We start from the raw sequence: 13,807 nt of genomic DNA on the forward strand, positions 1-13,807 counted from the left end.
GGGGATGGTAGGAAGACAAGGGGGAATTATTGAATAAGTCCTTGTCTCTTCTTCATGTTCAATGCCCAATGCCCAATGCCCAATGCCCAATTCCCAATTCCCAATTCCCTCATCCCCTGGAAATAGAAAAAGTCCTGAGTAACTGAGTATTATGTTTCCCACTCAGCCTTCAAGACTATCGATTTGAGATAAATTTAAACGACCTCAAAGCTTTGGGCGTATCTTGCATCCAAACGAAAAAACCCCTGACTTCTAACCAGGGGTTTTCAAACTTGGTCTATTAAACAGTTAGAGGATTATTTTTTGGGCGAGATAAGCATCATCATGTTTCGCCCTTCTTTTTTAGGGGCTTGTTGAAGCTCACCAAAAGGCTCCAAATCCGTTGCCATTCGCTTGAGCAAATCTTCTGCTAGGTCGCTGTGTTGAATTTCTCGACCCCGGAACATCACAGTCGCTTTGACTTTATCGCCATCTTTCAAAAAGCGCTCTGCTTGCTTAACACGCACGTTGTAGTCGTGTTCTTCTATTTTGTAACGCATCTTAACTTCTTTGACATCAGCCGTGTGCTGCTTTTTCCGGGCTTCCCGCGCCTTTTTCTCCTGTTCAAACTTATATTTCCCGTAGTCCATAATCCGGCAAACTGGCGGGTCAGCTTTGTCACTTATAAGCACCAAATCTAACTCTTTCTCTTCTGCTAGTTGTAGTGCTTCCTGTGGGGGCATAATTCCCATTTGGGCACCATCAGTATCAATGACCCGAATTTTCGGGAAGCGAATTCGTTCGTTAATTTGGGGCAGATCGCGAGTTCTTTTCTTCTCAATCACAGGCATTATGATTTGTGGGAGCTCTTAATGAAGGATTTGGTGTGGTCTTGATTGGTATGCCCAGAGGCAAAATACGGAAATAACTCAGGACTGAAAACATAGTCTACAGTTCTAGAGTAACTAATCCATAAAAGAGTTGCGTCGTTTGTATTTGTCATTTTACTAACTCTGAGAGAATTTCTCTGCAATAGTTAATCTAAATTACACAACCTAGACATATATTAAATATTATTACAACTTTTGCTCAATAATGTTGACAGTCAAATTAAGCACTGTTTTTCCAGAATACCAAAGTTTCCAGTATGTAGATACATCTAGTAAAACTTATGTAACACATTAACTTACATTAAGTATTTTAGCATTTAAAAGGGCAGTTGGAAACCGTAGCTATACTAGGTTTTACCCACTTGCGTGGGTTGCAAACCCTCCCTTTTGCTGAGATTACCCTGCGGCAAGGCTTTGTTGAGGTTTGTATGGCTGCTCATAGAACAAGGGAGTAATCAGATTGACACTATCAAGTCTAAAGACACGCTCGATTCTCCAAGTCAAGTTCCCCTTCCCTCGTTAGCTTCGTGAGCGTTCTCAAGGTTAGGGAAAAGCAATAACAATAGGCAGATTTTGTTGATTATGCAAGATGAACTGCGATTTCTAATAGCCAGGTATATTGATTTACAAAGGTGAGGTGCTTTCATACATCTGTTTATGCTTGGCTAAAAGCTCTTGATATTTCTCATTTGTCTTTGCTTGTATCCACTTGGCTTTAAAAATTGCTGCTGACTCGGCTTTAACAGGGTCTTCTTCGTAAGGAAGAATCTCTTTTTTCGAACCCGAAGTTTCCGAATTTTGTTTATATTTTCTGCCTGTTTTATGATTAGCATAACGACGAGAGCGAGTATAACCCATTTGGATAAACTTTCGTGCCATATCCGCGCCGATAAAATCTTCTTGTTTTAGATAAACAATAAACATTTCGTAGATTTTTTCACTTGATTCTCTAGCAATCTCAGGAGTTTTGAACCGCCAGTAGGGAAGAATTTCTGATTTGTATGGTTCCACCAAAAGTACGCCCTGTTCACCCTTGCCAACGCGATATAGTTCAGGATGTTGGCGAAAATCGATATTTTTAAAGTCTAAAGAATAATCAAATGGCATGATAGATTTTTATTAGGAATAGTAAACTTTAAGTAAAAAGTTCAGCTTCTATCCTAGTAAGGAGATTTTCTTCTACTATGCTATCTAGCACCCAATCTGTGAACAGTGTCCTTGCACCAGGAAATTTGCGTAAAGTGCATCACATTGCCCTGAATGTCCAGGATATGCAAGCTTCTCGTTACTTTTATGGCACAATCTTGGGTTTACACGAACTTAGAGGCGACGAAGTACCCGCAACTCTGACGGAACTTGTCGCATCAGGGAAAGTGGCCAACTTTATTACCCCGGATGGGACAATACTGGATTTATTTGGGGAACCAGAATTATCACCACCAGATCCCAACCCAGAGAAGACATTCACCAGAGCCTACCATTTGGCTTTTGACATCGATCCGCAGTTATTCGATCGCGCGGTGACAGTGATCAGAGAAAATAAAATAGCGATCGCACACGGCCCAGTCACTCGTCCTACTGGTAGAGGAGTGTATTTTTACGATCCAGATGGCTTTATGATTGAAATTCGTTGCGATCCAGAAGCTAGTTAACTTAGGGGTAAAAACAAAAGTATCTACTATGGCTGCAAATCTCACGCAAATCTTTAAAGTAATCGAAGATACTATTACAAAACCGCCAATTCCACACGAACCATATAAGCAATCATTGAAAGCCTGGGCGATGTATTGTTTGCGAGACAAAGGTTTTATAGTCGCTTATGCTCAAAATGCTGACTTTGCCATTGAAAGAAAACGTGAAGAAAAGCTCTATTTTAAAGTTTCAAACAGCCCCGATGATTTAGATAATTCTTTTAACTGGATTGTTTGGGATAGTGTAACCAAAAGCGCCAGTCTCATTCCCCAAAAAATAGACTGATATCAAAAGATTCATCAAATGTTTCCCTGATTGTTTAGCTATTCTGACTCCTGAATTCTGACTCCTGAATTCTGACTAGACATATTTTTCTTGTGATCTACCGTCCAAGTCTCATCTTGTCAAAACATCGCTAGAATTAGGTTTCTCAAATACCATTAAATGCTGTTGAGGTAACAAGTTTTTAGTTTCACGCCAAACCAAACCAACAGCTTGCATTTCTTTGCGGACTTGCTTTTGAGTCATTTTGTGCAGACCTTTAATCATAATAAAGGGATTTTCACCCCGGTACTCAACCAGGACTACCCGACCACCTGGTTTTAGTGCTTTCACAATTCCTTGCATCACTTCTTGCGGATACTCAAGTTCATGATAAGCATCTACCATCAATGCCAAATCGATACTTTCAGATGGTAAGTTTGGGTCATTAATGGTTGCTGAAACAGGCTCAACATTGATGATATTTTTCTCTTTTTTGAACAACTCAATGATTTCCAACATTTCTGGTTGAACATCTACAGCCAACACCTTACCTGTTGTTAATAAAGGTGCGATGCGAAAGCTTAAGTAACCTGTACCAGCGCCAATATCCGCCACTACATCATTAGGTTTCAGGTTGAGGACGTTAACTATTTTAGTTGGCTGTTCCTCTCCCTCTCGGCTGGGACGTTCTAGCCAGCCAGCGCCAGTGTATCCCATAACTTTGGCGATTTCGCGCCCCATGTAATATTTGCCGATACCATCTGGACTGTGGATTATCCGTTGTTCGTAAACTGCGTAGGCGTAGCCCGTCGTAGACATCGCACCATTGGCGGCTTGTGCTGTCAAGGTTGGGTTTAGCAGCGAGTAACTCAGTATTACAACAAGAGATACTATAAAGTGGAGAAATTTGGACATTTGTTTATGACTGATCTGGATAATTATAAGCAGCAATTAAAAGAATTTTATGGTAGTAGAACGACTTATGACCATGAGAAAGGTACTCGCCATCCTCTAGAAGCCAAGCTTCTACTTGAATTTGTTCCACTAAATTCGGGACAGAAAATCCTTGATGTGGCGACTGGAACAGGCTTATTGGCGATAGCCGCAGCTGAGAAAGTTGGTTCAGATGGCTCCGTTATTGGAATTGACATGACCCCTGGAATGTTGCATCAAGCAAGACTTAAGATTGCAGCAGCAAAATTACAAAATATCGAGTTGATTGAGGCGGATGCAGAACATTTCAACTTTACTGATAGTAGTTTTGATGTTGTCTTTTGCTGTGAGGCAATTGTACTTTTTCCTGATATACTTGCTATTTTGCAAAAGTGGTATCGCTTCTTGAAACCCGGAGGCTTTGTGGCATTCACCTGTCCTCCCGAAACTGCTTTTATGGCCTCTCTTCAGCAGAGTATCTGCGCTAGAGTTTTGGGTATATCACTACCACATATCCTTGAACCACTGGGAACTCCAGAAAAATGTCGGAATTTGCTTAATCAGGCAGGTTATAGAGATATCGAAATTAAGATTGAACCATCAGGACGTTATCGCCCTCTAAGGGATAACAAATTATCTGAAGCAATCAATATAAATTTTAAAGGTAATCCCCTGTTCTCAAAATTATCACAAGAACAATTAAATCAGTTGCAAGTTGAGTACAAAGCAGAAATTGAGAAACTAGCAACCGAGCAAGGTATTTGGGAAGACACTACAAAGTTGTTTGTTCGCGCTCGAAAATAAGTTGATGAGCTTTGCTGCTGAACTTACAGGCGAACATCTTTCCCACAAGTCAAGACAGTCTAATTTACTTTCGGTGATTTCTTGGTTAGGTGTGTTATTTTTGCTGATTGTAACTGGCTTGGAGAAGGATCTCAAGCTGATTCTTCGTAAAGGTAAAACGGCTCTTTTGATTTCACTGGGCGGAATTATTGTCCCGTTTATCATCGGCTTTGGATTAGGTTGGCTATTGCCAGATAGTTTTTTAGCCGACCCAGAAAAGCGACTAGTATTCAGTCTATTTATCGCCAGGTTAGAACAGCATTGGAATGATAGTTTACTTGACACCGTTGAGACAGTACTGAATTTCGCCCAAACTCTCACATTCAAGGGTAAAAATCCGGTTGTCACACTGGTAGAAAAAGTTTACTCCACAGGAGTTGAACTTACAACTTCAGCTATGGAAGAAATTGAAACCCAGATTAACCGCCTCCCCAATCTCAAAAAATGGTTTGTAGAAATTTTTGCTAAACCAGTATAGCTATTGGATCATCTTTTCTGTGGAGTTCTCTAACTTGCACTTAATAAGGAGGTGATGATATAATCCCATCCACAAATAGAAGCGTAGTTTACCGCCGTAGGCATCCCTTCTGCTGAGATCGAACCCTTGAACCTATTTTAACTTCCGTCTTAATTCATCTTTAGGCCCTTTGCTTGTTCACCATCAAATTTTCTTAGCACCTTGGTATCAAGAAATGGAAAAGTATTTAGTCACCAAAGAAGAGATTGAGTCTTATGAAGGACTAGAAAAAACACATTTTCTCAACTCCAATGCTCGCAGAGTTAATAAGTCTTTAGGAGATTTGACAGGTTTAAAAAATATCGGTTTCCACATCATTGAAGTAGAGCCTGGACGTGAATCAACGGAGCTTCACATGCACTATCACGAAGAAGAGTGCATATACGTTCTTGAGGGAGAAGCTGAGGCAACAATTGGAGAAAGCATTTATCCCGTTAAAGCAGGAGATTTTATTGGATATCGCGCTGGTGGTAAGCCGCATAAGCTGACAAACACAGGTAATTCTATATTCAAATGTATAGTAGTTGGTCAAAGGCTAGACCATGATATCGGTGACTATCCAAATTTGCAGAAACGTATATATAGGAGTAAAGGTTTAAAATGGAATCTGGTCGATATGGAAAATATAGCTGAATCAGTAGCCGGTAAGAAGGCATAACAGGTAGAATGCATTTCCTTAATGGAAACTCCGGCATTCTGTCCGTGGCTAATACCAATTCTCTATGAAGTTGTACTTAATAGCCAGGTGATGATATAAACCTATCCCCAAATATAAGCCCCAAAGGGGCTGATATTAGCGCGATCCTCTAGAAGTAACTGATCTTTGCAAATTAGCTAAAGCGCGATTGTAATCCAAAATAGCTGTGACTCGATTACCTTCTGCTCTTGTCAGGTCATTTTCAGCAGAGATCACCTCTGTTTGAGTGCCCACACCAGCTTGGAACCTCAACCTTGCTAAATTTAGAGCCTCCCTGGCTTGATTTAAAGCCACACTAGAAGTCTGCACATTATTTAAATTAGATTGCAATTGAGAATAGAATTGTTCTACATCAAAGCGAATTTGGTCACGCTGGGTGGCAAATTGACTCTCTGCGATCGCAATATTTGTTCTCGACTGAGCCGCCCTTGCTCTTGCTGCTCCTCCATCAAACAAAGTGAGATTTCCGTTAAGCCCCAATGAATAGCCATCAGTAATGCTGACACCATCATCGTAGCGATCTAGCAGGTTGTAGTTGGCTGCCAAACTAATTTGCGGCCCTAACTGTGAAAGTGCTTGTCGTCGCTGTTGCTCACTAATGTTACGTTGTGCTAATTGCTGTTGCAATTCTGGACGATTTTGAAACGCTTGGACAATACTTTGTTCTACGGTCTGCGGCCAAAGACCCGCTAACTGTACAGGATCTGCGGTACTGATATCAACTGACTGCGACAAACTTAACGTGGTGGCAAGCTGACGACGGGCAATTTGCTGCTGCGAGATAGCATTAGTTAGTTGTTGTTGGGCGTTTGCTAAATTCACCTGAGCTTGCAGCACATCGAACCGCGTACCCACTCCCGCCTGTTCTCTGGCTTGAGTATCCCGCAAACTAGCCTGGGCATTCTCCACAGCCGCTCGGTTAATTCTTACTTGTTCATCTGCTTGTTGCAAATCGTAGTATTGAGTCGTGGCATTCAATCTAATTATCAAAGACTGGCTTTCAACATTCAATTCATCTACACGTAATTGTTCTTCAGCTGCTTGGATTGCCGCTTGTCGATTACCGGAGGTATAGAGGTTGTAATTTAGTTGTGCTGAACCATTAAAAGAGGTGCTGGATTGAGATGAATTATTAGTAAAACCATTACCATTATTAGTCAAATTACTGTTGATACCCAAAGTAGGAAATAAGGCAGCTTGAGACTCGCGTAGGGCTGAACGACTGCGTTCTAGCTGTAATATGGCTACCTGTAAATCTCGATTGTTGCGTCGTGCTAATTCCAAAGCTTGTACCAAAGTGATTGGCACAGTTCCCTGAATCCTTACTTCTTGAGGTTTAGTAGGAAATTGCAGAGGATTGGGATTAGGGTTGAGGTAATCAGGAACCTGCACAGAGCTTGAGTTATTCTGCGGTTTTGGGGGAGTTACTGCACTTGCTAAAGCTGGAAAAAGAATCGCAAACGCAACACCAACCCAGGTAGAATGCACAAATAATAAGCTGAAATTCATAATCTAGATGTAGTCATTAATTAGGTTTTGTGAGGATACAATCAAAAGTTTTTATCCTGATTGACCTATAGAAATTTAAATTTTAAATTCCTCCTCTAAGAGTTGATATTAACAAATTAGCCAACAATCAAGCCATCCTGAACTCGAATAATCCTTTTGGTTTGAGCAGCGATATCTGGCTCATGAGTGACAATTACAATTGTGATTCCTTGGTCATTAAGTTCTGTCAGCAAATTCATCACCTCATGAGAAGTTTCAGTATCTAAAGCTCCTGTTGGCTCATCTGCCAAAACTAACGCAGGTCGATTGACTAAAGCACGAGCGATCGCTACCCGTTGTTGTTGCCCCCCAGATAGTTGACTAGGACGGTTAGCTATGCGTCCCTGTAATCCTACTTTTTCCAGGGCTTCTAATGCCCTTTCACGGCGTTTTGGCTTGGGTAAGTTAGCATAAACCATTGGTAACATAACGTTTTCCAGTGCTGTTGCCCTCGCCAATAGGTTAAATTGTTGAAAAACAAAACCTATTCTTTGGTTGCGAATATACGCTAATTCATCATCATCAAAAGTTGTCAGGTTTCTCCCTTCAAAAATATAGTCTCCACTTGTCGGACGATCTAAACATCCCAAAATATTCATGAGCGTGGATTTACCCGAACCTGACGCACCCATAATCGAGACATATTCCCCTTCCTCAATAGAAAGTTCAATTCCCTTAAGAATTGGAACACTAACTTCTCCCAAGTGATAGGTTTTAGTAATAGATTCCATCCAAATCATTGTTGGCATAAAAATTACGAATTACGTTAGCGAGTCTTGCCTACGGCACGCCAAGGGCGAACGAGCGTCATTACGAATTATTTAGTCGCTTCTTAAAGCATTAATTGGATCTAATTTAGATGCGTTTCGTGCTGGAATTACCCCAGCGACTAAGCCAACACTCAATGAGAGTACAAATCCAGCAATAATCGACAAGAAAGAAATAACAAAGGGAAATTTGAAAATGCTTGAAGCCATAAAGGCTAATAAAATCCCAGTGGCCATCCCAATACCTCCGCCGACAATGGAAATTACGATCGCTTCAGCTAAAAATTGATTAAGGATTGCCGAATTGGTAGCTCCTACAGCTTTGCGAATCCCGATCTCTCGTGTCCGTTCAACTACGGAAACTAGCATAATGTTGGCAATACCAATTCCACCAACCACTAACGAAATGCCAGCGATCGCTACTACCATTACTGTAAATAAACCTACAACACCAGTGAAGGTACTAACAATATCAGCTTGATTAGTTAGCCGAAAATCATCAGCTTGCGGCGGATAAATATTGTGACGCAGACGTAAGAGATTGGTAACTTGAAACTGAGCAGCTTCTAACTGCTCCTGATTAGCGCCTTTGACTAAAATTCCATTTACAGAAACACCTACTAAAGCATTGTTCCCAACTAGCCTCTTCGACATACTAGTTAGAGGAATGAAAACCTGGTCATCTCGATCCATCGGCCCCTGAGAGCCTTTAGGCTCCATCACCCCAATCACTTGATAAGCCTCTCCCTGAATGCGAATTTTCTCGCCGATAGGATTTACACCCTGTCCAAAGAGCGTGCTTTGAACTGTAGGACCAAGAATAGCTACCTGTGCGACAGTATCTAGTTCTTCTTGAGTAAAATATCTCCCTTGCTGGGGATGAGTATTTCTGACTTCTGGATAATTTAAATCTGTGCCATAAATGGTTGTTGAGGTGTTCTGTCCTGCATACACAACTTGAGCGCTGCGTTGGAGATAAGCAGAAACCATCTGTACTGATGGCGCTTGTGTAGCGATCGCTTTTGCATCTTCCCAGGTCAAGGTGCTGCTAGAACCGACTCCTTGACGGACATTCCCGCTTCTTGCAGCACCCGCTAAGATTTGGATCACATCTGTACCCAATGCTTGTATCTGTTGCTCTACGCCCTTTTGCACTCCCTGACCAACAGAAGTAATCGCAATGACTGATGAAATCCCAATAATCACGCCCAACATCGTTAGACCTGTGCGTAATTTGTTACTCCACAGAGTCTCTGCTGCCATTGTCAAGATTTCCAGCAACGGTACTGTGCGGGTCTTCTTAGCTTTGTAAAAGCCCTTAAATATCTTAAACATAAGGTTTTATTTAAAACTCAATACAATCGAGTCAAGCATTTCTTCTCTTCCTTTGTGTCCTTTGCGTCCTTTGCGGTTCGTTAAAAAAATTGACTATTGACAAAGAGTTAAGCGTTAACCCAACCGTATTGACTTAAAACTAAGGGGAACCACCGCCTGAACGACCACCGCCGCCACCGGCTCCTCTTCCGCCACCGCCACCGCCAGTTCCACCGCCTCCTCCAATACCAGGGAAAACTCCTCCTCGTGGTGTTGATTGCGGACGCGACCCTGGTGGGAAACTGAGTAATACTCTCTCGTTTCCTGTCAATCCAGACTTAACTTCGGTAAAGTTATTTGCGGTGACTCCAGTCTCAATGCGAGTAAAGACAGGTTTGTTATCTGCTCCAGCCACATATACACCTGTGGCATTTTGTTGCCGCACAACTGACGCGGTTGGCACGACTAAAACATTTTCAACCTGACCGACTTGAAAATCTACTTCCGCATTCATCCCAGACCGCAGTAATCTTTGAGGGTCTGAAAGTGATATTCTCACTTCAAAACTGGTAACGTTTTGTTCTACTATTGCTTGGGCTGCGATTTGGCTGACTTTACCTTCAAAGGTTTTTCCTGGGTAGGCATCTGCTGTAATCGAGACTTTTTGACCAAGGCTGATTTTGGAAATATTTGTTTCCGCTAAATTTGCGACAACTTCATTGGTTGAAGCTAGAGACAAGATCGAAGAAGAAGAAGAGGAAGCTACTTCACTACTAGCAGTTGTGGGTGTCACAAAAGCGCCGGGATCGGCAAATTTCTTTGTCACCACCCCATCAAAAGGGGCACGAATAATTGTGTCATTGATTTCGGCTTGGATGTTTTGCAGGGAACCACGAGCAGATGTTACCTGGGCGCGGGCTGCATTAATATCTTCTTGGCGCGTTCCTGCTTTCAGAAGTGCCAAAGCTTGCTGTCTCTGCTTCACTACAGCTTGTGCTTGCTCGATGTCTTCTGGACGTGACCCAGCTTTTTGCAATCCCAGTGCTTGCTGTGCTTCATTTACACTAGCTTGGGCGCTGTCACGAGTGGCACGGTTTTGGTTAAGAGTCTGAAGGGATATACCGCCTGCATTGTAAAGCTGTTGATTACGAACAAAATCATCTTCTGCTTGGCGAAGAGTGGCTTGAGCGCTTTGCAAGCGTGCCTGTGCTTGGGCAATATCTTGAGAGCGATTGCCTGCTTGTACCTTTTGCAGATTCGCCTGGGCTTCGTCTAATACTCCTTGTGCTTGAGCAATATCTTGAGGACGATTACCTGCGATCGCTTTTTGCAAATTCGCCTCGGCTTGTGCCAATTGTCCTTGAGCAGAGGTGAGTTGCCCCCGCAGGTTGGAATCATCCATGTAAGCGACAATCTGTCCTTGTTTGACGAGATCCCCTTCTTTCGCTAGCAGTGTTTTCAAGATACCGGAATTTTTCGGGCTGAGGTTGATTGACCGCTCAGGTTTCACTGTTCCGTTCGCTGAAACTGTGATTGTTAAACTTTGCCTTTGTACGGGTCTTGTCAGCACCCGACGACTGGCTTGTTGCTGGGAAACAACGGCTACTTGGTAATAAATTGCATAGCCAATTCCACCCAAAAGACAAAAAGCAATTAGCCAAGAAAGCCAATTTCGTTTGCCCTTTTTTTTCTTTACCTCTGGAACTAAAACTGGTGAATCTACGGGATTTTGCGTATCAATTTTCATATCCATTTTGTCTATAAGGAACGGCTACCGAGCCAGTTATTCACGGCTAAACTATAGCCTGGTAGCCCTATACTGACAATGATTTTGAGTGTTTAGTGTTTTAAAGGTTTATTTGCAGTACCAACCCACTAGGAAGTCTAAAATAATCATCACGCACTCTCACTAATCTCCCAGCAGGAACAATTTCCTGATTGGGAAGAAGAATATCTCCGTTGGGAAGCCTGAAATAACCTTGGTTACGCAGTCTAACTATGGATCTAGCAGGAATAATTTGCCCGTTGGGATATCTAATATCACCATTACCAAGTCTGACTACTCTGCTATAGGATTGGTTGTCACGGTTCCAATTACCCCGATCCCTAAAGTTTCGGATTTCTCCAGGATAAGGTCTGCGATCGCGGTTCCAATTATCCCGCTCTCTAGGGTTTCTGACTTCTCCAGAATAGGATCTGTCGTTGCGATCCCAATTATTATCCCGATTTCTAAGGTTTCGAACTTCTCCAGGATAGGATCTGCCGTCACGATCCCAATTTTGATCGCGATCGCCAACAACATAGACTTTCGTCTGGGCGCTTGCAGGCGTAGTCAAAAGAGTGGGAACAATTATCAGGGCAGCAGCAGCTAGGACTATCGACGCACGGTTTGGCTTCAACATGAAATTAACTCCTTATTACTATTAAATTTCTATTGTGTTGAGGTTTAGATTCAGCAATACTTAGATAGTTGCCTTTATTTGGGTATCAATATGTTTGATATTTACCTCATCGTATAAATTCATACATAGTAATTATCGATCAAAAAGCTGAAACCAATGTATGACGAAAGTCATTAGTAATTCGAGACTTATGTATGACCAAAGTCATCAGTTTTTAATGGGGAGAATAATTAATATTTAATGCCTAATCTTTTTAAATTTAATCCTGAATTGGCGCAATTCCTTGCCAGATAATATCCACAAAATTTTGGATAAATGCTGATACTTCTGTACCGCGATCTTCAGAATTTAAGTAAGATTTTATTAGCAAAATGTCTTTTTTTATACTTTTTTGGGATGAAATCTGCTCTAAGAAAACATAGTTCATCAACGATCCGAGTAAAATATGAGCTACTGTCTGGGGATCGCAAGGGCGAAGGCGATTTTGGTTGATTTCATACTCTAGAAAAGCGGTCAGTGCTTTAAAATCTTGTATGGGTCTTGGTTCTTTACCTCCAAGTTCTGGAAAGGCATTGCCTCGCGATCGCAGCATCACGATCTGAGGCAGCACCTCACGATAAAATTCCATAATCTGGAGGCAAATATTGATTAGGTTTTCCTTGAGATTGCCTTTGCCACTAAGAGATTCCAACTCGCTCACCCACACGGGTTTTTCTGGAATTCCCATCGCCGCAAAAAATAATTCTTCTTTGGTTGAGAATCGCTTGAAAATTGAAGCTTCAGAAATACCTGCCTGTTGAGCAATTTCTAAGGTTGAAGCACCAAATCCTTGTTGCAGAAAAACTTGACGAGCCGCTTCTAATATCTGCTGATTGGTAATTTTGGGTACACGAGCCATAAATAAGTGAGTAATTACTTATTAACATATTGCCTTTGTGATGGAAATGTCAATAACCAATGACGTAATATTTTGCAGCCGTCAAGAGCGGAGATCGTTTAAGCTAGCTGAAAGATTCTTTGATTAGTGGCTTAAAGGCGGTAATGTGCCTAAACATGTTCGTTTGATTTCTTTGCTAATGGTCTGTAGTTTGTGGAGTATGCCAAAAGCCGCTAACGCGCAGGCATTAATACCCCATACACTGCAACTAGATGGGACAAAGTTAGAGAAGCAGGGGTTGAGCCTGGCACAAGAAGCGGCTCAACTAGCTCAGTTTCAACAGGTTGAATTAGCTTTGCCACGAGCGCGGCTGGCTAGTCAACTGGCTCCGAAGAATGATAAAGTATGGTTGCTTTTAGGTGGATTGCAACTACAAACCAAAGAATTTGACGGGGCGATCGCTAGTCTGAAAAAAGCGCAATCTATCAACCCCAAAAATGGTGATATTTTGTTTGCTTTGGGTTCAGCTAATTTTCAGCAGAAAAATTACCAAGCGGCGGTTGTTAATTACCAAGAAGGTTTGAAGTTAAAACCCAACGATCCAGAAGGGTTATTTGATTTGGGTAATGCTTACTATCTACTGGGTAAATTGCCAGATGCGATCGCACAGTACGATAAAGCAGTCTCTCAAGATAAAAAATTCTGGCCAGCGATCAACAATATTGGCTTAATCAACTACGAACAGGGTAATACCTCTGAAGCGATTAAGCGATGGCAATCTGCTGTAACCATTGATAAGCAAGCCGCAGAACCTTTATTAGCTTTGGCAGTGGCACTGTATACAAAAGGCGATCGCCAACAAGGTCTAACAATGGGAGAAGCTGCACTCCGCATCGATCAGCGCTATGCTAATTTGAATTTTCTTAAAGAAAATCTCTGGGGCGATCGCCTATTGTCTGATACGAAAAAATTCCTAGAATTACCCCGTATTCAAGCAGCCCTACAGCAACCAGAAAACTCATCATCAGCCCCTGGAAAACAGCCTACTCAATAGGAGTGGGGAGCAGGGTGCAGGGGAGACAGG

The 13,807-nt window shown here is 42.0% G+C and carries 15 protein-coding genes; 6 read left to right on the forward strand and 9 right to left on the reverse strand.

Annotated features, from left to right (window positions below; genetic code table 11):
* Positions 1-296: 296 nt before the first annotated feature.
* A complete protein-coding gene (gene infC, locus GNF10_RS29170; RefSeq protein ID WP_185585964.1) occupies positions 297-830 on the reverse strand; it encodes a translation initiation factor IF-3 in 534 nt (177 codons plus the stop codon).
* A gap of 663 nt (positions 831-1,493) precedes the next feature.
* Complete coding sequence (locus GNF10_RS29175) at positions 1,494-1,976, reverse strand: DUF4385 domain-containing protein (RefSeq protein ID WP_185585965.1); 483 nt, start codon at positions 1,974-1,976, stop codon at positions 1,494-1,496.
* A 77-nt stretch (positions 1,977-2,053) separates the two neighbouring features.
* Here GNF10_RS29175 and GNF10_RS29180 point away from each other — a divergent pair, with 77 nt between their 5' ends.
* Both GNF10_RS29180 and GNF10_RS29185 read left to right on the forward strand, forming a co-directional pair.
* On the forward strand, positions 2,054-2,521 hold the full coding sequence (locus GNF10_RS29180; RefSeq protein WP_185585966.1) for a VOC family protein: 468 nt from the start codon (positions 2,054-2,056) through the stop codon (positions 2,519-2,521).
* Positions 2,522-2,549: 28 nt separating this feature from the next.
* Positions 2,550-2,846 carry a hypothetical protein gene (locus tag GNF10_RS29185; RefSeq protein WP_185585967.1) on the forward strand — a complete coding sequence of 99 codons (297 nt, stop codon included), beginning with the start codon at positions 2,550-2,552 and terminating at the stop codon, positions 2,844-2,846.
* Positions 2,847-2,957: 111 nt separating this feature from the next.
* Here GNF10_RS29185 and GNF10_RS29190 read toward each other — a convergent pair whose 3' ends face one another.
* The gene (locus GNF10_RS29190; RefSeq protein WP_260446007.1) at positions 2,958-3,644 is read right to left on the reverse strand and encodes a class I SAM-dependent methyltransferase; all 687 of its coding nucleotides are present in this window, start codon (positions 3,642-3,644) and stop codon (positions 2,958-2,960) included.
* Positions 3,645-3,746: 102 nt separating this feature from the next.
* On the opposite strand from GNF10_RS29190, the gene GNF10_RS29195 reads away from it, so the two are divergent.
* The 3 genes from GNF10_RS29195 (at position 3,747) to GNF10_RS29210 (ending at position 5,776) form a co-directional block, all read left to right on the forward strand.
* Positions 3,747-4,562: a methyltransferase domain-containing protein gene (locus tag GNF10_RS29195; RefSeq protein WP_311774233.1), complete on the forward strand. Its 816-nt coding sequence runs from the start codon at positions 3,747-3,749 to the stop codon at positions 4,560-4,562.
* A gap of 4 nt (positions 4,563-4,566) precedes the next feature.
* Entirely contained in the window at positions 4,567-5,079 is a 513-nt protein-coding gene (locus GNF10_RS38985) for a cation:proton antiporter (RefSeq protein ID WP_260446006.1), read from the forward strand.
* 214 nt (positions 5,080-5,293) lie between these two features.
* Positions 5,294-5,776, forward strand: a complete 483-nt coding sequence (locus GNF10_RS29210) for a cupin domain-containing protein (RefSeq protein ID WP_185585969.1) — start codon at positions 5,294-5,296, stop codon at positions 5,774-5,776.
* Between the two features lie 135 nt (positions 5,777-5,911).
* On the opposite strand, the gene GNF10_RS29215 is transcribed toward GNF10_RS29210, so the two are convergent.
* The 6 genes from GNF10_RS29215 to GNF10_RS29240 form a co-directional block, all read right to left on the reverse strand.
* On the reverse strand, positions 5,912-7,324 hold the full coding sequence (locus GNF10_RS29215; RefSeq protein ID WP_185585970.1) for a TolC family protein: 1,413 nt from the start codon (positions 7,322-7,324) through the stop codon (positions 5,912-5,914).
* 116 nt (positions 7,325-7,440) lie between these two features.
* Positions 7,441-8,112 carry an ABC transporter ATP-binding protein gene (locus tag GNF10_RS29220; protein WP_311774234.1) on the reverse strand — a complete coding sequence of 224 codons (672 nt, stop codon included), beginning with the start codon at positions 8,110-8,112 and terminating at the stop codon, positions 7,441-7,443.
* Positions 8,113-8,184: 72 nt separating this feature from the next.
* On the reverse strand, positions 8,185-9,456 hold the full coding sequence (locus GNF10_RS29225; RefSeq protein ID WP_185585977.1) for an ABC transporter permease: 1,272 nt from the start codon (positions 9,454-9,456) through the stop codon (positions 8,185-8,187).
* A 148-nt stretch (positions 9,457-9,604) separates the two neighbouring features.
* Entirely contained in the window at positions 9,605-11,191 is a 1,587-nt protein-coding gene (locus GNF10_RS29230) for an efflux RND transporter periplasmic adaptor subunit (protein WP_185585971.1), read from the reverse strand.
* Positions 11,192-11,291: 100 nt separating this feature from the next.
* Entirely contained in the window at positions 11,292-11,846 is a 555-nt protein-coding gene (locus GNF10_RS29235) for a hypothetical protein (RefSeq protein WP_185585972.1), read from the reverse strand.
* Between the two features lie 259 nt (positions 11,847-12,105).
* Complete coding sequence (locus GNF10_RS29240; protein WP_185585973.1) at positions 12,106-12,744, reverse strand: TetR/AcrR family transcriptional regulator; 639 nt, start codon at positions 12,742-12,744, stop codon at positions 12,106-12,108.
* Positions 12,745-12,889: 145 nt separating this feature from the next.
* Here GNF10_RS29240 and GNF10_RS29245 point away from each other — a divergent pair, with 145 nt between their 5' ends.
* Positions 12,890-13,777: a tetratricopeptide repeat protein gene (locus GNF10_RS29245; protein ID WP_185585974.1), complete on the forward strand. Its 888-nt coding sequence runs from the start codon at positions 12,890-12,892 to the stop codon at positions 13,775-13,777.
* Positions 13,778-13,807 lie beyond the last annotated feature (30 nt).

Source organism: Nostoc sp. UCD121 (genome assembly GCF_014222285.1).
Taxonomy (GTDB): domain Bacteria; phylum Cyanobacteriota; class Cyanobacteriia; order Cyanobacteriales; family Nostocaceae; genus Nostoc.

Bases quoted from the DNA above. Each gene is read 5' to 3' on its own strand.
- GNF10_RS29220 (WP_311774234.1), bottom strand. From the start codon at position 8,112: ATGCCAACAATGATTTGGATGGAATCTATTACTAAAACCTATCACTTG.
- GNF10_RS29190 (WP_260446007.1), bottom strand. From the start codon at position 3,644: ATGTCTACGACGGGCTACGCCTACGCAGTTTACGAACAACGGATAATC.
- GNF10_RS29180 (WP_185585966.1), top strand. From the start codon at position 2,054: ATGCTATCTAGCACCCAATCTGTGAACAGTGTCCTTGCACCAGGAAAT.
- GNF10_RS29195 (WP_311774233.1), top strand. From the start codon at position 3,747: ATGACTGATCTGGATAATTATAAGCAGCAATTAAAAGAATTTTATGGT.
- GNF10_RS29235 (WP_185585972.1), bottom strand. From the start codon at position 11,846: ATGTTGAAGCCAAACCGTGCGTCGATAGTCCTAGCTGCTGCTGCCCTG.
- infC (WP_185585964.1), bottom strand. From the start codon at position 830: ATGCCTGTGATTGAGAAGAAAAGAACTCGCGATCTGCCCCAAATTAAC.
- GNF10_RS38985 (WP_260446006.1), top strand. From the start codon at position 4,567: ATGAGCTTTGCTGCTGAACTTACAGGCGAACATCTTTCCCACAAGTCA.
- GNF10_RS29240 (WP_185585973.1), bottom strand. From the start codon at position 12,744: ATGGCTCGTGTACCCAAAATTACCAATCAGCAGATATTAGAAGCGGCT.
- GNF10_RS29175 (WP_185585965.1), bottom strand. From the start codon at position 1,976: ATGCCATTTGATTATTCTTTAGACTTTAAAAATATCGATTTTCGCCAA.
- GNF10_RS29210 (WP_185585969.1), top strand. From the start codon at position 5,294: ATGGAAAAGTATTTAGTCACCAAAGAAGAGATTGAGTCTTATGAAGGA.
- GNF10_RS29230 (WP_185585971.1), bottom strand. From the start codon at position 11,191: ATGAAAATTGATACGCAAAATCCCGTAGATTCACCAGTTTTAGTTCCA.
- GNF10_RS29215 (WP_185585970.1), bottom strand. From the start codon at position 7,324: ATGAATTTCAGCTTATTATTTGTGCATTCTACCTGGGTTGGTGTTGCG.
- GNF10_RS29185 (WP_185585967.1), top strand. From the start codon at position 2,550: ATGGCTGCAAATCTCACGCAAATCTTTAAAGTAATCGAAGATACTATT.